20 protein-coding genes, 2 tRNA genes and 1 other RNA gene are annotated in these 15,698 nt (G+C 66.8%); 16 read left to right on the forward strand and 7 right to left on the reverse strand.

Annotated features, from left to right (window positions below):
• Entirely contained in the window at positions 1-1,272 is a 1,272-nt protein-coding gene (locus ACQKIE_RS01830; RefSeq protein WP_427455194.1) for a transglycosylase SLT domain-containing protein, read from the reverse strand.
• On the reverse strand, positions 1,269-2,036 hold the full coding sequence (gene gloB, locus ACQKIE_RS01835; RefSeq protein ID WP_427455196.1) for a hydroxyacylglutathione hydrolase: 768 nt from the start codon (positions 2,034-2,036) through the stop codon (positions 1,269-1,271). Before gloB ends, ACQKIE_RS01830 begins: the two co-directional genes overlap by 4 nt.
• Before the next feature lie 164 nt (positions 2,037-2,200).
• Here gloB and ACQKIE_RS01840 point away from each other — a divergent pair, with 164 nt between their 5' ends.
• Genes ACQKIE_RS01840 through dnaQ form a run of 3 tightly spaced genes read left to right on the forward strand, consistent with a single transcriptional unit; the run spans position 2,201 to position 4,088 of the window.
• Complete coding sequence (locus tag ACQKIE_RS01840; RefSeq protein ID WP_427455198.1) at positions 2,201-2,893, forward strand: methyltransferase domain-containing protein; 693 nt, start codon at positions 2,201-2,203, stop codon at positions 2,891-2,893.
• An 8-nt stretch (positions 2,894-2,901) separates the two neighbouring features.
• Positions 2,902-3,357 (forward strand): ribonuclease HI, encoded by a 456-nt coding sequence (rnhA, locus tag ACQKIE_RS01845; protein ID WP_427455200.1) that lies wholly within the window; start codon positions 2,902-2,904, stop codon positions 3,355-3,357.
• A complete protein-coding gene (gene dnaQ, locus ACQKIE_RS01850; RefSeq protein WP_427455202.1) occupies positions 3,354-4,088 on the forward strand; it encodes a DNA polymerase III subunit epsilon in 735 nt (244 codons plus the stop codon). The genes rnhA and dnaQ overlap by 4 nt, the downstream gene beginning before the upstream one ends.
• On the opposite strand, the gene ACQKIE_RS01855 is transcribed toward dnaQ, so the two are convergent.
• The gene (locus ACQKIE_RS01855; protein ID WP_427456771.1) at positions 4,085-4,789 is read right to left on the reverse strand and encodes a PP2C family protein-serine/threonine phosphatase; all 705 of its coding nucleotides are present in this window, start codon (positions 4,787-4,789) and stop codon (positions 4,085-4,087) included. The genes dnaQ and ACQKIE_RS01855 overlap by 4 nt on opposite strands.
• 146 nt (positions 4,790-4,935) lie before the next feature.
• Between ACQKIE_RS01855 and ACQKIE_RS01860 the strand changes: the two genes are divergently transcribed.
• Positions 4,936-5,025: transfer RNA gene (locus ACQKIE_RS01860), tRNA-Ser, on the forward strand.
• 148 nt (positions 5,026-5,173) lie between these two features.
• On the opposite strand, the gene ACQKIE_RS01865 is transcribed toward ACQKIE_RS01860, so the two are convergent.
• Both ACQKIE_RS01865 and ACQKIE_RS01870 read right to left on the reverse strand, forming a co-directional pair.
• Positions 5,174-5,434: a hypothetical protein gene (locus tag ACQKIE_RS01865; RefSeq protein ID WP_427455204.1), complete on the reverse strand. Its 261-nt coding sequence runs from the start codon at positions 5,432-5,434 to the stop codon at positions 5,174-5,176.
• A gap of 190 nt (positions 5,435-5,624) precedes the next feature.
• Entirely contained in the window at positions 5,625-5,867 is a 243-nt protein-coding gene (locus tag ACQKIE_RS01870) for a hypothetical protein (RefSeq protein WP_427455206.1), read from the reverse strand.
• Positions 5,868-6,055: 188 nt separating this feature from the next.
• Between ACQKIE_RS01870 and ACQKIE_RS01875 the strand changes: the two genes are divergently transcribed.
• From ACQKIE_RS01875 to ACQKIE_RS01890, 4 genes are all read left to right on the forward strand, one after another.
• Positions 6,056-6,217: a hypothetical protein gene (locus tag ACQKIE_RS01875; protein ID WP_427455208.1), complete on the forward strand. Its 162-nt coding sequence runs from the start codon at positions 6,056-6,058 to the stop codon at positions 6,215-6,217.
• A gap of 87 nt (positions 6,218-6,304) precedes the next feature.
• Positions 6,305-7,213 carry a YihY/virulence factor BrkB family protein gene (locus ACQKIE_RS01880; RefSeq protein ID WP_427455210.1) on the forward strand — a complete coding sequence of 303 codons (909 nt, stop codon included), beginning with the start codon at positions 6,305-6,307 and terminating at the stop codon, positions 7,211-7,213.
• A gap of 48 nt (positions 7,214-7,261) precedes the next feature.
• Entirely contained in the window at positions 7,262-8,548 is a 1,287-nt protein-coding gene (locus ACQKIE_RS01885; protein ID WP_427455212.1) for an Nramp family divalent metal transporter, read from the forward strand.
• Positions 8,549-8,594: 46 nt separating this feature from the next.
• Positions 8,595-8,999, forward strand: coding sequence for a DUF6165 family protein (locus ACQKIE_RS01890; RefSeq protein ID WP_427455214.1), 405 nt, complete (start codon positions 8,595-8,597; stop codon positions 8,997-8,999).
• A 22-nt stretch (positions 9,000-9,021) separates the two neighbouring features.
• Here ACQKIE_RS01890 and ACQKIE_RS01895 read toward each other — a convergent pair whose 3' ends face one another.
• Complete coding sequence (locus ACQKIE_RS01895; protein WP_427455216.1) at positions 9,022-10,101, reverse strand: glycosyltransferase family 9 protein; 1,080 nt, start codon at positions 10,099-10,101, stop codon at positions 9,022-9,024.
• Positions 10,102-10,144: 43 nt separating this feature from the next.
• Here ACQKIE_RS01895 and ACQKIE_RS01900 point away from each other — a divergent pair, with 43 nt between their 5' ends.
• The 8 genes from ACQKIE_RS01900 to ACQKIE_RS01935 all read left to right on the forward strand — a co-directional run bounded on the left by ACQKIE_RS01900 (position 10,145) and on the right by ACQKIE_RS01935 (position 14,995).
• The gene (locus ACQKIE_RS01900; protein WP_427455218.1) at positions 10,145-10,873 is read left to right on the forward strand and encodes a 3-deoxy-D-manno-octulosonic acid kinase; all 729 of its coding nucleotides are present in this window, start codon (positions 10,145-10,147) and stop codon (positions 10,871-10,873) included.
• Positions 10,870-11,628, forward strand: coding sequence for an MBL fold metallo-hydrolase (locus tag ACQKIE_RS01905; protein ID WP_427455220.1), 759 nt, complete (start codon positions 10,870-10,872; stop codon positions 11,626-11,628). Before ACQKIE_RS01900 ends, ACQKIE_RS01905 begins: the two co-directional genes overlap by 4 nt.
• 94 nt (positions 11,629-11,722) lie before the next feature.
• Positions 11,723-11,813: transfer RNA gene (locus tag ACQKIE_RS01910), tRNA-Ser, on the forward strand.
• 23 nt (positions 11,814-11,836) lie between these two features.
• Positions 11,837-11,933: signal recognition particle sRNA small type (ffs, locus tag ACQKIE_RS01915), an RNA gene on the forward strand.
• 76 nt (positions 11,934-12,009) lie between these two features.
• Positions 12,010-13,689, forward strand: a complete 1,680-nt coding sequence (gene dnaX, locus ACQKIE_RS01920) for a DNA polymerase III subunit gamma/tau (RefSeq protein WP_427455222.1) — start codon at positions 12,010-12,012, stop codon at positions 13,687-13,689.
• Positions 13,686-14,009 carry a YbaB/EbfC family nucleoid-associated protein gene (locus ACQKIE_RS01925; RefSeq protein WP_331543957.1) on the forward strand — a complete coding sequence of 108 codons (324 nt, stop codon included), beginning with the start codon at positions 13,686-13,688 and terminating at the stop codon, positions 14,007-14,009. The genes dnaX and ACQKIE_RS01925 overlap by 4 nt, the downstream gene beginning before the upstream one ends.
• A gap of 20 nt (positions 14,010-14,029) precedes the next feature.
• Positions 14,030-14,632, forward strand: a complete 603-nt coding sequence (gene recR / locus ACQKIE_RS01930; RefSeq protein ID WP_427455224.1) for a recombination mediator RecR — start codon at positions 14,030-14,032, stop codon at positions 14,630-14,632.
• An 18-nt stretch (positions 14,633-14,650) separates the two neighbouring features.
• Positions 14,651-14,995, forward strand: a complete 345-nt coding sequence (locus tag ACQKIE_RS01935) for a histidine triad nucleotide-binding protein (RefSeq protein ID WP_427455226.1) — start codon at positions 14,651-14,653, stop codon at positions 14,993-14,995.
• A 70-nt stretch (positions 14,996-15,065) separates the two neighbouring features.
• Here ACQKIE_RS01935 and ACQKIE_RS01940 read toward each other — a convergent pair whose 3' ends face one another.
• A complete protein-coding gene (locus ACQKIE_RS01940) occupies positions 15,066-15,665 on the reverse strand; it encodes a Slp family lipoprotein (protein ID WP_427455228.1) in 600 nt (199 codons plus the stop codon).
• Positions 15,666-15,698: the final 33 nt, after the last annotated feature.

The following is a 15,698-nucleotide window of genomic DNA, read 5'->3' on the forward strand; positions in this document are numbered from 1 at the left end:
TCAGCGCGACGCCGTCAGCTTCAAGACCTGCCCAGGCTTTACCGCCTGGGTCTGGAGATCGTTCCACTTCATCAACTGGTCGACGCTCACCTGGTGACGGCGGGCGATCGACCAGAGCGATTCGCCACTGTTGACCTTGTAGAACACGATCTGCGGCTCGTCTTTCGCAGCGGCCTTCGTCGACGCCTTCTTCGACGCCTTGGCGACGGAGGCCTTCGTCTTCCCCTTGCCGTGTGGCTTCGTGGCTGCCGGCAACGAGGCGGCGGCCGCATCGGTGGCGCCCGCCACGACGTCCGGTGCGTTCGCCACGGGAGCCACCGGCCCCAGCTTGTACTGGTCGGCCGCGGACTTGGGCAGGAGGAGGCTGGCGCTGATGGTGCCCTTGCTGGTGCGGTAGGCGGGATTGAAGTCACGCAGGTCGTCCATCGACAGACCCGACTGTTTCGCCGCCTGGGCGAGCGACTGCGGGCTCGACACCTGCACGACCTGCAGGGCGTCCTCGGTGTCCCTGCGGGGCAGGGAGACATTGAAGCGTGCGGGATCGCGCACGATGCAGGCGATCGCCATGAGCTTCACGAGGTGCTCCTTGGTGACGGCCTTCATCGGCACATCGGGCAGTCCTCCGTCGTTGCCGACATCGCCCTGCTTGTCGAGCTTCTTCTTCAGGCCGAACTCGCCGGCGTTGTAAGCGACGTCCACCAGGCGCCAGTCGCCAAGGTCGTCGTAATAGCGGCGCATCATGCGCATCACCGATTCCGTGGACTTGGCGATGTCGAGGCGCTCGTCGTAGTTCTTCTCCACGCGGAGGCCAAGCGTGCGTGCCGTCTGCGGCATGATCTGCCACATGCCCGCCGGCCGGTTCTTCGCGCCCGGAACGTGGCGGTACTGGCTTTCCACCCAGGGAAGCAGCGCGAACTCGCCGGCCACGCTGTGGTTCATCGCTGCCTTGTGCGCATAGACGATCAGCGGGAGCACTTCGTTGACGTTCTGTTCGAAGCGGTTCGGTTGCTTCGTGTACGTGCGTGCCCAGGCCAGCACCTTCGGGTCGGCCTCGCAGCCGGGCAGGGCGAAGCTCTCGCGCATGTCGGACCAGAAATCCGCCGGACGCGCCGGGCGCAGCAGCTTCGGTGCCATGGCGACGTCTTCCACCGGTGCGACCGGGGCGACGGTTGCCGCCGGCTGCTGCGGCACCGGCTTCGACACGCCACCGGCGCAAGCGGTAAGGAAGAGCGGAATGAGCGTGGGCAGGAGACGGCGATGAAGTACGTTCATGCGGTAAAGGTGTCCTTGGCCCGGCGCAGCGCGCCGAAGCGCTCCGTCCGCGTGGCGTGGTCCTGGCCCTGGGCGTTCACCCAGCGGGCGATGGCCTTGCTGTCGACGCGCAGGAACGGATTGCTGGCGCACTCGTCCGCGAGGCGGCTCGGCACACTGGGCTTGCCCTCGGCGCGAAGGCGCGCCACCTCGTCGGAACGACGACGTAGCTCGGCGTTGTCAGGATCGACGGTGAGCGCGAACCGGATGTTCGCCGCGGTGTATTCGTGGGCGCAGCAGACCAGGGTCTCAGGCGGCAGGTCGGCGAAGCGGTCGAGCGAGGCGAGCATCTGCTCCGGCGTACCCTCGAACAACCGGCCGCAGCCGACGCTGAACAGCGTGTCGCCACAGAACAGGAAGCCCTCGCCGGTATAGGCGATGTGCGTCAGCGTGTGTCCGGGAACGGCCATGACCTTGAACGTCGCCTTCGGCGCATCCAGGGTAATGACGTCCCCGTCGCCGACGATCTGGTTCTTGGGCTGGATGCGCGGATCGCCCGAGGCATAGACCTCGACGTCGTGGTTGCGCACGAGGTCGGACACACCACCGATGTGATCGTTGTGGTGGTGCGTAAGAAGGATGGCCCGCAGCGTCCATCCGCGCTCGGCCAGCGCGGCTTCGACGGGCGCGGCTTCACCGGGATCCACGACGAAGGCGTTGCCTTCGTCGTCGGCGACCAGCCAGATGTAGTTGTCGCTCAAGGCCGCGACGGGTACCCAATGCATCGGGCGTGCTCCGTTACGTCGATAGGGCGCGAACACCCAAGGAATGGCCGCCGGGACAGGTACGGACCGGGCGGGGCCGCCGGACTATATCAGCCGGGTATATCTCACTCGTTAGAAACTCATTAACCGCTCTAGCCACGTCCAACCCGTTAGACTCGAAGCGCATGGTCCAGTTCACCCCCGACATCTACGCGACGCCGCAGATCGGCAAGCTCCTCGCCGATGAGACGCGCGTGCTCACGCCCCTGCTCGCGCGGTGCACCGGCGAGCACGGCCTGCACCTCACGGCGGCGGCCCAGGCTGAGCCGCCGGCGATTCCGCTCCTGGGCCACTGGGTGGCGCTCCGCGTGTCGGGAGGGGCCCTGGGAGGCGACGTGCGCGCCAGCGGCCTGGAAGCCCTGCCGTTCGTGGACGAGGCGTTCGGGGTGGTACTGCTGCGGCACGCCCTCGAAACGACCGCCCGCCAGGACAACCTCCTCGACGAAGCGATCCGCGTGCTCGCGCCGGGCGGCATGCTCGCCATCACCGGTGTGCATCCGGTGGGCCTCTGGTCTCCCTGGGTGGCGAGACAGAGTCGCGGCATCCGGCCGCGCCTCACCTGGCCCTGGTGGTGGAGCCAGCGCCTCGTGCGCGACGAATTCGAGCTGTCGATGCCGCGCCGGTTGGGCAGCGCATGGCCGCGCGCGGGCGGTGCCGCCGTCGGCGAATCGCTCGTGGGCGGTGGATACCTGCTGGTAGCGCGCAAAAAGCGCCCGGCAGCGGTACCCTTGCGGCCCCGCGCCGCGGCCGTGCCCTCCCCGATACCCGGCACGCTGGCCTCCGGCGCACGACGCAATGCCCGCGAATCGATAACCTGACGTACCCCATGACCGAAACCGTTGAAGCATTTACCGATGGCGCTTGCCTGGGCAATCCTGGCCCGGGCGGTTGGGCCGCGCTGCTGCGCGCGAAGGGCATCGAAAAGATGATCTCCGGCGGCGAAGCGGAAACGACGAACAACCGCATGGAAATGATGGCGGCCATTTCGGCCCTCGAGGCGCTCACCCGGCGCTGCAACGTGCACCTCATGACCGATTCGAAGTACGTCATGCAAGGCGTGCAGGAATGGGTGCCGAAGTGGCGTCGCAATGGCTGGAAGACGGCCGACAAGAAACCGGTGAAGAACCAGGACCTGTGGATTCGCCTCGACGAAGCCGCCGCCGCGCACACCGTCACCTGGGAGTGGGTGAAGGGCCATAACGGGCACGTGGAGAACGAACGCGTCGACGTCGCCGCGCGCGACCAGGCCATCATCTACAAGGCGAAGGGGAAAGTGGCGTGAGACAGATCGTCCTCGATACGGAAACCACCGGCCTCGAAGCGCACCTCGGTCACCGCCTCATTGAAATCGGCGCCGTCGAGATGATCGGCCGCCGTCCCACCGGACGGACGTTCCACACGTACCTCAATCCCGAGCGCGCCATCGACGAGGGCGCGCGCGAAGTCACCGGCATCCAGGATGAATTCCTGCTCGACAAGCCGTTCTTTCGCGACAAGGTGGAAGAGTTCCTCGAGTTCATTCGCGGCGCCGAGCTCATCATCCACAACGCCGCGTTCGACGTGGGCTTCATCAACGCGGAATTGAAGCTGGCGGGCGCGCACTACGGCCAGGTCACCGACCACGCGACCGTGCTCGACACGCTGCTGATGGCGCGCGCGATGTATCCCGGCCAGCGCAACAGCCTGGACGCGCTATGCAGGCGCCTCGGCGTGGACAACGCGCACCGCGACCTGCACGGCGGCCTGCTCGATGCGCAGTTGCTCGCGGATGTCTATATCGCGATGACCTCGGGCCAGGTGGCCCTCGACTTCGCCTTCGACAGCTCGGCCGACGACCGCGGCGCGAACGTGCTCGGCGAGATCGTCATCACCCGCCGGCCGATCGTGCTGCGCGCCACCGAGGAAGAACTCGCGCTGCACGCGCAACGTCTGGACGCCCTCGACAAGGCCGCCGGCGGGCAAAGCATCTGGCGCAAGCTGGAAGGCGAACGGGAAGCAGAAACCGTGCACTAGCCTGCGACGCGCAAGAGGATGGCGGTGATGTTGTCGCGTCCGTTGCCGCCAAGCGCTTCCAGCAACAGATGGTCGACGCATTCCTGCGCCGCGATGTCGGTGCGCGACACGATCTCGCCGATGCGCCGGTCCTCGACTTCGTCGGTCAACCCGTCGGTGCATAACAGCAGGCGCATGCCGGCAGTCAGTTCGCCGCGCGCCAGGCCGATGTGCAACTGGTCCGGCGACGTAATGCCGAGCGCCTGGGTCAGGACGCTTCGCTGCGGATGGATGCGGGCCTGTTGTTCGGTCAGTTCGCCGGCTTCGACCAATGCCTCCACGATGGAGTGGTCGTGAGAAAGGCGCTGGAGCGCTCCGTCCCAGCGGTAGATCCGGCTGTCGCCCACCCAGGCGGCTTCGTAGTGTTGTCCAACGACGCGCACGGCGGCGATCGTCGTGCCCATGGGGCGGGACTCGGCAAGGCCGCTCGAGCGGGCGATCAGCGCCTCGTTAACTCGTTGGATGGCGTCCACGAGCGACTGCCCAGCGGCGACCTGCGCCACGACGCCATCGCGCGCCGTGGCGGAAGCGACCTCGCCATGCCGGTGGCCACCCATGCCGTCCACGACCAGGAAAAGCCCGAGCCCGGCATCGGCGTAGTAGGTGTCCTCGTTGCGCGTGCGGCGGAGCCCCGTGTGCGTGCCGTGTCCGAACTCGATCATGTGGGCCTTGGAGAGCGTGGGGAAGGGCGCCATACGCGCCCGGATGTCCCCGCAGGATGCCGCATCGAAATCCTGTTGTCACGACACGGGAGACCCACTATCATTGCGGGCCCGGCAGGGCTCAAACCCTGCCGTCGACCGTTCCCGGAGAGGTGGCAGAGTGGTCGAATGTACCTGACTCGAAATCAGGCGTACGTGTAAGCGTACCGAGGGTTCGAATCCCTCCCTCTCCGCCAGTTAGCAAAAGGCCCTGCATTTATTTGCAGGGCCTTTTTGTTGGGCGGCACTAGCGACTGACGTAACGATCGACACCCGCATTGGCCACTGATGCGGGACTGCGCGCAGGTATTCCTGTGCCATCTATCACCCCGGCCGACGTGCGCCTCACCCCCCGCGCTCGCGCCCGATGGAGTCCACCTGCCGGGCGATCTCCTCCACCGATTGCGCATAGGCCGAGGGAGGTGCGTCGACTTCAGAGCGCAGTTGGCCCACCAGGGATGCGGCCTTGTGCGACAGGCTATGGAAGCCGTGCCGCTTCGCCCTCACGGCGATCGAGTGCGCGCCAAGACGGACGGCCTCGATGTCGCCGTGCCTTGCAGCCTCGCGCAGGGCAGTCGAATCGAGGATCAGATCCATCCAGGCCATTACCCACTCCGCCGACGCATCCATGACAGCTCCCGTCGCTGTTGTGCAAGTAACGAATGATGGGCGGGCGAGGTGAAGGTGCCGAAAACGTGCCTTCGCCAGAAGACACGCGCGTTCAGCAAGAAAAGCCTTGGGGCGGCTGCCCGTCGAAGGAACGTAAGCGCCGCGTGCAGGGGAAGCGGCTACGGCCTCACGCTTCCAGCGGATCGTCCTCGTGCAGGTCGTCCATCCAGCCGCGGCGACGATTCAGGGCCCACTCGACGTGTTCGGCGAATAGAACGTCGATCGGCGCCCCTTGGTCCATGCTGGCGAGCCGTTGGGCGGTGACATTGCCGAGGTGGTGGGCCTGGTCTTCATAGCCGGAAATGCCCTCGCGCTCCAGTTGGGCGAGGACGGCGCGAAGGTTGATGTGGCGAGCGTGTTGTACGGGCATGAGGCTATCCCTACCTTGGGTGCTCCGCTAATCGGCAGCGCTCGAAAGAACTTGAGCCGGTCGGCGCAGGACGCGGCAGATGTGATCGTCGCCGTGACGCGCAGACGACGGTACGCCGAGCCGTTCCGGGCCACGCTGCTCCGTCGCCGGCACCCCCGGCACGATGTACTCGCACACCGGAGGCAGCCATGAACGACAAGCCACGTGACCATCGTCCGCAGTCGGGCGATCGGAACAACAACTATGTTGCCGAGGGCGACCAGCCGGTCCATAAGGATCGGGACAAGAAAATCGAGAAGGGCGAAGAGAAAATGGAGAAGCTGCGGAAGCGCGACGAGGGCATCCGCTGAGCGTCCGTCTCGCGTCTCCTTCACGGGGCCTGCGCCCGGTTTTTATCTCCTCCCCGCGAAGGTGGCGGAAACAGGAGGAATGAAACGATGAAGGCCCTGCGTGGCATCAGGCACACGATCATGTCGGCGGTGGATGGATTCAGCGACGACGAGCTCATGACGCGCGCGGCGGCGTTGTCCTTCTACGCGGCGCTGTCGTTCGCGCCGTTGCTCCTCCTCCTCGTGTGGGTGGTCTCGATGTTGCACCCCGCGTGGCAGGGAGAGTTGTCGCAGGCCCTGGCCGGCGTGGTCGGTGACCGTGCGGCGGAAGCGCTCAACGGCGTCATCGCGAGTGCGAAATCTCACCCCAAGCTGGGTGACTTGGCCGGCATCATCGGTATCGGCGTGACGCTATTCGGTGCTTCGGCGGTGTTCGCGCAGCTGCAGGCGACGCTCGACCGCGTCTGGCGGGTGAAGGCGAAGCCGGGGGAGGCGGTGGGAGCCTGGCTGCGCGCGCGTGCGCGGGCCTTCGCTCTCCTGGGCGGCATCACCTTCATGCTCATCATTTCCTTCCTCGTCAGTGCGCTCATCCAGGCCGTCGTGCGGGGCGATGGGACCGTGTGGAAGATCGTGGAGTACGCGATCTCCGTGATTGTCTTCGTCAGTGCGTTCGGGGCGATGTACAAGGTGCTGCCCGACGCCGTCATCGACTGGGACGAAGCGCTCATCGGCGCGGTACTGACGACGGTCCTCTTCCTGGCGGGCAAGTACGCCATCGGCCTCTATATCCAGTATTCGAACGTGGGAGGCGCGTATGGCCCGGCGGGTGCCTTCATCGTGCTGCTGACCTGGACCTATTACTCGTCGATCATCGTGCTCATGGGCGCGGAGCTAACCCGAGGCGTGGCCGACGCGCGGGGCAAGCCCATCAAGCCGAGCGAGCATGCGGTCCGGATCGAAGCCGCGCCGGCGGAAGTGCCGGAAAACACGCCGGCCGAACCCGCGGGGCGGCTGTAGTATGGTGGCCGCAAGTGGCGCCACCGTCGCCGCCACGGGATCTTGAGCATGCTCCAGAAAGTGTCCCCGGAGCGGCACGAAGAACCGGCCATGCGCGAGGTGCTCGATGGGCAGCGCCGGGGCCTGTCCGCCTTGTTGCCCTTCGCAGGGCCCGCCGTCGTCGTGTCGGTGGCGTATATCGACCCTGGCAACTTCGCCACCAACATCCAGGCCGGCGCGCGCTATGGCTACGCGCTGCTTTGGGTCGTCGTGCTCGCCAACCTCGTCGCTATGCTGTTCCAGAGCCTGTCGGCTCGGCTCGGCATCGTCACCGGCCGGAACCTGGCCCAACTCTGCCGCGAGCATCTGCCCCGACCCCTCGTTTACCTGATGTGGGTCGTGAGCGAGCTCGCCGCCATGGCCACCGACCTTGCCGAGTTCCTTGGGGGTGCGATCGGCCTCGCCTTGCTGTTCCACTTGCCACTGCTGGTCGGCATGGGTATCACGGCGATCGTCACCTACGGTCTGCTGCTCCTGGAGGGCAGGGGTTACCGGCGACTGGAACTCGTGATCGGCGCCCTGGTGGGTGTGGTGGGGCTGTCTTACCTCGCGGAACTGTTCATCGCGCCCATAGGCTGGCAGTCGCTGGGGCAACAGATCTTCGTGCCCAACCTGCCCGACAGTGCCGCGATCGCCATCGCGGTCGGCATCATCGGCGCGACCGTCATGCCGCATGCGTTGTTCTTGCACTCGGGCCTCACCGAGCGCCGGGCCCGGCCGAAGACGAAGGACGAGCGCCGGCGGATCATCCGCTTGTCCAACCTTGAAGTCGTGCTGGCGCTATCCGTCGCGGGACTCATCAACCTCGCCATGGTGGTCATGGCGGCGGGAGCGTTCCATGGCAGCCATCCCGACGTGGCCAAGATCGAAACCGCCTACCAGACGCTCGTGCCGCTGCTCGGCGGCGCGGCCGCGACGATCTTCCTCGTTTCCCTGATCGCCTCGGGCTTTTCCAGTTCGGTCGTGGGCACGATGGCGGGACAGATGATCATGCAGGGCTTCGTGGCCTTCCACATTCCTCTGTGGTTGCGCCGTGCGATCACGATGCTGCCGAGCTTCGCGGTGGTCCTGGCGGGCGTCGATGCCACCCACGCCTTGGTCATGAGCCAGGTCGCCTTGAGCATCGCACTCCCGTTCCCGATGATCGCGCTCGTCTGGTTCACCAGCCGCAGCGACCTGATGGGCACCTTCCGTAACCGCCTGCCCGTGACGATCGCCGCCATCGTCGCCGCCCTCGTCGTACTGGGGCTGAATATCGTGCTGCTGTTGGACAGCTTTGGCCTCGTGTCGCTCTAGGTCGCAAAACTGCTACGCTCCCGCGCCTGACCGACCGGAGATTGCCATGAGCCTCATCCAGACCCCCGTTTCCTACGGCGAGTTGATCGACAAGATGACGATCCTGCAGATCAAGCTGCAGGAGATCAAGGACGAGGCGAAGCTGGCCAACGTGCGCAACGAACTCGAGTTGCTGGATGCCACCTGGAAGAACGACAAGGTATCGGAGATCGACATCGCCGACGAGACGGCGCGTCTCCTCGCGGTGAACCAACGCCTGTGGAAGATCGAGGACGACATCCGCATGAAGGAGCGCGCGCAGGCGTTCGATGAGGAGTTCATCACGCTGGCGCGCTCGGTATATATCGAGAACGACGAACGCGCGGCGATCAAGCGCGAGATCAACCTGAAGCTGGGTTCGACGCTGGTGGAAGAGAAGTCGTACCAGGATTATCGCGCGCCCCAAGGCTGAGCTTTTCGCGCCGCTTCTGTGGTCAGCCGTGCAGGGGGATCTGCAGGTGTGCGGCGCAGGCTTCGAACCGGTCGATCATGTCGTCGACCTCGACCAGGTCCATGACACCCGGTTTCTCGATCTTCGTTCCCCAGGGAATCTCGGCGGCTGGCTTTCCGAGGTACTTGCGCGAGGCCTCGTCGTATTTGTCCACGCACCAGCGGCGGTCGGAGTACGGTCCGGAGCGATGCGGGTTGCTCGCGGCATGGAGGCCGAGGACTTTCACGCCCGCTGCGTTGGCCATGTGCATGGGGCCGGAGTCGGGCGTGAGGATCATGGCGCTGCGTGAAAGCAGCGCCATGAAACGCTTCAGGGTGTCCTTGCCGGTCAGGTCGAGGGGCGGCTGTCGCACCGCTGCCAGGATCGCGTCCGCCAAGGCTCGCTCGCCCTCGGAAGGGCCGCCTACCAGCGCCACGCGCATGCCGCGCGCCGTGGCGTGGTCAACGAGGGCGGCGTAGCGCTCGACGCGCCAGTTGCGCAGCGCATGGCTGGACATGGGGCTGACCAGCAACGTCGGCGCGTCGCCCGGCAACTGCGCCGCCGCCCAGTCGGTCGCCTCGTCGGGAACGGGAATGTCCCAGCGCACCTCCGTCTGCTTCAGGCCCAGCGGCTCGATGAAGCTCGCCAGGGCGTCCAGCACGTGTTCGCCGCTGCGGGCAGGGATTCGCTCATTGACGAACAGACCGTGCAAGTCCTTTGATCGGGCGCGGTCGTAGCCTATCTTCCGGTCCGCCTTCACGGCGAGACTGAGCAGGTTCGAGCGCAGGGCCACCTGCATGTGCAGTAGCGCGTCGAAACGCCGTCCTGCCAGGGCCTCCCTTACCGCTTTCGCGCCGGCACGTCCGGCACCCTTGTCGAAGGTGACGAACTCGACGCCGGGAAGGTCGCCGACAAGACGCCGCTCGAGCTTGCCCACGATCCAGGTGAGCCGTGTCCGAGGCGCCTTCGCCTGCAGGGTACGGACCAGCGGTACCACGTGGGTCACGTCGCCGATGGCCGACGTACGCAGGATGCAGAGGCTGGAGTCTCCCGGCGGGAGGGGGCGGCTTGGTAGACTTGGCACGATTGGATTACCGGATGGGTGGGGCCGCGCAGGCGGCCGTCAAATGACAGAGCAACGAGTGGAGGAGGGCGCGGGCGGCACGATTCTGTTCGACACGGCCCGTGTACCTCAAGTCGACGCCGACTGGTTCTCGCCCCACCGCTGGCGCGAGCGCGGCGGATTGCGCTCCCAGCCGGGCGGCCGGGGCGGTGTGGCGATCATCGACACGCCTGCTGGCGAGGCCGTCCTCCGCCATTATCGCCGCGGCGGCATGGTCGCGCGGCTCTTCGGGGACCGCTACCTGTTCACGGGCGGACAGCGGACGCGCAGCGCCCGGGAATTTCGTCTCCTGGTCGAGCTCTCGGAACGCGGATTGCCCGTGCCGGCGCCGATCGCCGCGCGCTATGTGCGGCACGGCCTTCGTTACTCGGCCGACCTCATCACGGCCTTCATCCCGGATGCCGCCACGCTGGCCGAGCGGCTGGCCGACGGTGCGTTCAATGCGGCGCTGGCCGGTCGCGTGGGCGCCATGATCGCCCGTTTCCACCGCGTCGGCGCCTGGCATGCGGATCTCAATGCGCACAACATCCTCGTGCACGGAGACGACGTCTACCTCATCGATTTCGACCGCGGTCGCCTGCGCCCGCCCGCCGCCGGATGGCGCAAATCGAATCTGTCGCGGCTGAAGCGCTCGCTCGTGAAGATCGGCGCGCGTGACGCGGCCGGCGACACCTTCGACGCCGAGTGGTGGCCGGCGCTGGTCGATCACTATGAACGGAGCCTCCGCGAATGAGCTGGAACCTGCATTTCCTCGGTGCCGGCGCATCGCAGGCGGTCGAGCTGGGTTCGTCGGCCGTCGTCCTCGAGCGCGACGGGCAACCGGTGCTGCTGGTGGATTGCGGACCCGACACACTTCATCGCTATGTCGCGGCCTATGGCGGCCTGCCTCCGGCACTCTACGTCACCCACGCCCACATGGATCACGTGGCCGGCATGGAAGGCCTCTTCCTGCGCTCCTGGTTCGACGAAGCGCGGCGCGGACGCACGAAGGTGTTCCTGCACGCGGCGCTCCTGCCGTGGCTGCAGGCGAGGGTGGCCGACTATCCCGGCGCCCTGGCCGAAGGCGGCGTGAATTACTGGGAAGCCTTCCACCTGATCCCATGCACGCGGGGGTTCTGGCACGAAGGCCAGTGGTTCGACCTGTTCCCGACCCGTCATCACGTCCACGGTACGTCGTACGGGCTGGCCTTGCACGGGAGCTTCGTCTTCACCGGCGACACGCGCCCGATCCCCGAGGTCCTGGCGATCCATGGCGCGAGCGGTGAGCTCATCGCGCACGATTGCGGCGTGGTCGGCAATCCGTCGCACACTGGCGTGGACGACCTCGAGCGGGAATACGACGAGGACTTCCGCCTGCGGATGGCCCTCTACCACTACGGCAGCGTCGCGGACGGCGAAACCCTCGTCGCGCGCGGTTACCGCATCGCAAGGCCCGGCGAGCGCCTGGCCCTGCCGAAACCGCGACCACCACGCGCCACGGCCGGCTGACCCGCCCGGCGAAACCCTTGTCTCCCTAGTCCCATCCCGTTATTCTTCCGCTTCTTTGCCGGACAGGAAGCCGGGGAAGAGGTTGTACCAGTGCGGAGAGGTGTCCGAGTGGTTTAAGGAGCACGCCTGGAAAGTGTGTATACGTTAATAGCGTATCGCGGGTTCGAATCCCGCCCTCTCCGCCACAACACTGTCTTTATGGTGGCCCTGTCGGTCCCCCCGCGACGATAGACCGTAAATCCCGCCAGGTCCGGAAGGAAGCAACGGTAGCGGTCGATTCGGGTGCCGGGGTGTGGCTGGCAGGGTCATCGCCTTTTCGGGGTGAGCTTTCACGACCCCCCGGTCCTTGGCACAATCCACTGTCGTCCCAAGGTACTACCCATGTCCTATCAGGTCCTCGCACGCAAGTGGCGCCCCCGCAAGTTCGCCGAACTGGTGGGCCAGGAGCACGTGGTCCGCGCGCTCACCAACGCGCTCGACTCCGGGCGCATGCACCATGCCTACCTGTTCACGGGTACCCGCGGCGTCGGCAAGACCACCATCGCGCGCATTTTCGCCAAGTCGCTCAACTGCGAGCGCGGTGAATCCGCCGATCCCTGTGGCGAGTGCGCGGTCTGCACCGCGGTGGACGCCGGTCGTTTCGTCGACTTGTTGGAAATCGACGCGGCCAGCAACACTGGCGTGGACGACGTGCGCGAGGTGATCGAGAACGCGCAGTACGCGCCATCGCGCGGTCGCTTCAAGGTCTACCTCGTCGACGAGGTCCACATGCTCTCGAAGCCGGCGTTCAACGCCTTGCTGAAGACGCTGGAAGAGCCGCCGCCGCACGTCAAGTTCCTGCTTGCGACCACCGACCCGCAGAAGTTGCCGGTGACGGTGCTGTCGCGCTGCCTCAAGTTCAACCTGAAACGCCTGCTGCCGGAGCAGATCTCCGGGCAGATGCGGCACATCCTCGCTGCCGAGGCGATCGAGTACGAAGACGAGGCCATCGGCGAGCTCGCCCACGGCGCCGACGGTTCGTTGCGCGACGGCCTCTCGCTGCTAGACCAAGCCATCGCCTACGGCGGTGGCTCCCTGCGCGCGGCCGACGTGCGCGCCATGCTCGGCAGCGTCGAGCGTGGTCAGGTGCTGGGCGTGCTCGAGGCCCTGGCAGCCGGCGACGGCGCCGCGCTCATGGCGGAGTCCGATCGCATCGCTTCGTTCTCGCCGGACTTCGCTGGCGTGCTGGACGACCTGGCCACGGTGCTGCATCGGATCCAGCTGATCCAGCTGGTACCGGGCTACCGCGGCGAGGAGAGCGACGCGGGCCTCGCGGAGCTGGCGGGCCGGCTCGCGCCGGAAGACGTCCAGCTCTATTACCAGATCGCCACCAATGGGCGGCGCGAGTTGCCGATGGCGCCCGACGCGCGCATCGGTTTCGAGATGGTGCTGTTGCGCATGCATGCGTTCCGGCCGGCGGAAGCTGGGCAGGGCGTGCCCGCATCGCGTGCGGCTGCCCCGCAGCAGCAAGCCGCGCCTTCGCGCCCCACACCGGCCGCGCAAGCACCCCGTCCCGCGCCTGCCGCGCCTGCGCCGGCGACACGTCCCGTCGCCGCCCAGGCGGCGCCGCCAACCCCCGCTCCCGCGCCGGCACCTGCGGCCCCGCCACGTCCCATCGCGGTCGGTGCGAACGGCCTGCCGGATTGGCACGACGTCATCGAGCGCGCGAACCTGCGCGGTCCCATTGGCCAGCTGGCGCAGAACTGCTCGCTCCGCGAGATAGACGGCGAGAGCATGGTGCTGGCGCTGACGCCGTCGCACATGCACCTGGCGGTGGAACCGCTCACCAGCCAGATGGAAGAAAAAGTCTCGCACGCGCTCGGCCGCCGCATCCGTTTCCGCTTCGTCGCGGACCGGGGCAACCTCGGTACGCCGGCGGAACGCAGGGCGCAGGCAGCGAGCGACGCCCAGGCCAACGCGGAGGCTTCCCTCGAAGCCGATCCGCTCGTACAGACGCTCAAGCGTGACTTCGACGCGCGCGTCATCCCGCAATCGATCAAACCCGTGGAGCCAGGAACGTGAAAGGTCAAATCGGTCAGCTGATGCAGCAGGCCCAGCGCATGCAGGACGAGATGAAGCGTGCGCAGGACGAACTCGCCAAGACGGAAATCACCGGCAGTGCCGGCGGTGGCCTCGTCACCGTGACCATGAGCGGTGGCCACGAAGTACGCTCCGTGCACATCGACCGTCAGGCTTTCGCCGACGATCCCGAGATGGCCGAGGACCTCGTTGCCGCCGCCGTCAATGACGCGGTCAACAAGATCGCTGAACTGAGCCGCAGCCGCCTCGGCGGTGTCACCGCGGGGCTCAACCTGCCCCCCGGCTTCAAGATGCCGTTCTGACGGCCCGACCATCACTGACGATGAGCAATGGCTCCCGCCTCCTCGGCGAACTGATAGACGCGCTGCGCTGCTTGCCCGGCGTGGGCGCGAAGAGCGCGCAGCGCATGGCCTTCCATCTGCTGGAGCGTGAGCGGCAGGGTGGCCTCCGTCTCGCCTCCGCGCTGGAATCCGCCATGCGCGACGTCGGCAATTGCACGCGCTGCCGCAACTTCAGCGAGACGCCCGTGTGCTCCCTGTGCGCGAGCGCCAGCCGCGATCGCCAGGTGCTGTGCGTGGTGGAATCGCCGTCGGACCTGGCAGCGATCGAGCAGGCCACGGGCTATCGCGGTCATTACTTCGTGCTGCTCGGACGTCTCTCGCCACTCGATGGCCTCGGCCCCGACGAATTGGGCCTGCCCCAGCTGGTCGAGCGCCTCGGCGAAGGCGAGGTGGAGGAGATGATCATCGCGACCAATCCCACCGTCGAAGGCGAGGCCACCGCGCATTACATCGGCCAGTTGGCCAAGGCCGCCGGCATCCGTGCCTCGCGTCTTGCCCACGGCGTGCCGCTGGGTGGCGAGCTCGAGTTCGTCGATCGCGGCACGCTGGCCCACGCATTCGGCAGCCGCCAATCGCTCGGCTGATACGCCCAAGGAACCAGGATGACCGACACCATTTTCGCCAAGATCGTGCGCCGCGAGATCCCGGCCGACATCGTTTATGAAGACGATGACGTGCTCGGTTTCCGCGACCTCAACCCGCAGGCGCCGGTGCACGTGCTCTTCATTCCGAAGCGGGCCATCGCCACGTTGGACGATGCCGCTCCCGGCGACGCCGAACTCCTCGGCAAGCTCCTGCTCGCGGCGGCCACCCATGCGCGCGAGCAGGGACTGGCGAAGGACGGCTACCGCACGGTCATCAACACGAACGGCCACGGCGGGCAAACCGTCTTCCACATCCACGTACACCTGCTGGCCGGCCGGCAGATGACGTGGCCGCCGGGCTGAGGGTGCGACACGGCGAGGTCGGTATATCGCGGAACGAAGAAGCCGGCTTTCGCCGGCTTCTTGATTCACATCACTTGTGCGGTCGCGGCGGCGGCGGTGCGCGATAGACCGGCCGCGGCACGATGATCGTGCGCGGGCGGTACCAGAACGGATCGCCCCACGGACCGTAACCGTACGGACCCCAGCCCGGACCCCAGAACGGATCGTAGAAGCCGGACGGGTAACGGGTGACCGGTACGCGCTTCGGCCACAGGTAAACCACATCCGCCTCGACCCGCGGGTAGGCGTAATCGAAGTCGCCGACCTTCTGCGTGACGGCGCCGCGCAATGTGCCGGTCACCGTGATCTCGCGACCGCGGACGAAGACTTCCGGGTCGTAGAAGCCATCGCGACAGGCGACGAAGCGACCCTGGCTCTCGGTCTTGCCGGCGGTAGGCCGCGCCTGGTCGTCGAGCGGTTCGGACAGCACGAAGAAGCAGGTCTGCTGCGGGCCGGGCTCGGTCTTGATGATCTCGCCGCCCCAACGCACCTTGGCGCCGGGCGCGCCGCCCTGTTGGGCACCGGCCGTGGATACGTCGTTGAACTGACCCTGCAGCGGCTGGGGCACCGTGGCGCAGGCGCCGAGTGCGAGAGTCGCCGCGGCGATGGCCAGCGGTTTGTACATGGACATGTCACGTCTCCTGAGTACCGGGCACGGCCGACA

The organism is Luteibacter sp. NPDC031894 (genome assembly GCF_050273135.1).
Classification (GTDB): domain Bacteria; phylum Pseudomonadota; class Gammaproteobacteria; order Xanthomonadales; family Rhodanobacteraceae; genus Luteibacter.

Coding starts and splice junctions, on each gene's coding strand:
- recR (WP_427455224.1), top strand. CDS start 14,030: ATGAGCAATGGCTCCCGCCTCCTCGGCGAACTGATAGACGCGCTGCGC.
- ACQKIE_RS01880 (WP_427455210.1), top strand. CDS start 6,305: ATGAAGGCCCTGCGTGGCATCAGGCACACGATCATGTCGGCGGTGGAT.
- ACQKIE_RS01855 (WP_427456771.1), bottom strand. CDS start 4,789: ATGATCGAGTTCGGACACGGCACGCACACGGGGCTCCGCCGCACGCGC.
- ACQKIE_RS01900 (WP_427455218.1), top strand. CDS start 10,145: ATGACAGAGCAACGAGTGGAGGAGGGCGCGGGCGGCACGATTCTGTTC.
- ACQKIE_RS01905 (WP_427455220.1), top strand. CDS start 10,870: ATGAGCTGGAACCTGCATTTCCTCGGTGCCGGCGCATCGCAGGCGGTC.
- ACQKIE_RS01885 (WP_427455212.1), top strand. CDS start 7,262: ATGCTCCAGAAAGTGTCCCCGGAGCGGCACGAAGAACCGGCCATGCGC.
- gloB (WP_427455196.1), bottom strand. CDS start 2,036: ATGCATTGGGTACCCGTCGCGGCCTTGAGCGACAACTACATCTGGCTG.
- ACQKIE_RS01935 (WP_427455226.1), top strand. CDS start 14,651: ATGACCGACACCATTTTCGCCAAGATCGTGCGCCGCGAGATCCCGGCC.
- ACQKIE_RS01840 (WP_427455198.1), top strand. CDS start 2,201: ATGGTCCAGTTCACCCCCGACATCTACGCGACGCCGCAGATCGGCAAG.
- dnaX (WP_427455222.1), top strand. CDS start 12,010: ATGTCCTATCAGGTCCTCGCACGCAAGTGGCGCCCCCGCAAGTTCGCC.
- ACQKIE_RS01875 (WP_427455208.1), top strand. CDS start 6,056: ATGAACGACAAGCCACGTGACCATCGTCCGCAGTCGGGCGATCGGAAC.
- ACQKIE_RS01870 (WP_427455206.1), bottom strand. CDS start 5,867: ATGCCCGTACAACACGCTCGCCACATCAACCTTCGCGCCGTCCTCGCC.
- ACQKIE_RS01940 (WP_427455228.1), bottom strand. CDS start 15,665: ATGTCCATGTACAAACCGCTGGCCATCGCCGCGGCGACTCTCGCACTC.
- rnhA (WP_427455200.1), top strand. CDS start 2,902: ATGACCGAAACCGTTGAAGCATTTACCGATGGCGCTTGCCTGGGCAAT.
- ACQKIE_RS01830 (WP_427455194.1), bottom strand. CDS start 1,272: ATGAACGTACTTCATCGCCGTCTCCTGCCCACGCTCATTCCGCTCTTC.
- ACQKIE_RS01865 (WP_427455204.1), bottom strand. CDS start 5,434: ATGGCCTGGATGGATCTGATCCTCGATTCGACTGCCCTGCGCGAGGCT.
- ACQKIE_RS01890 (WP_427455214.1), top strand. CDS start 8,595: ATGAGCCTCATCCAGACCCCCGTTTCCTACGGCGAGTTGATCGACAAG.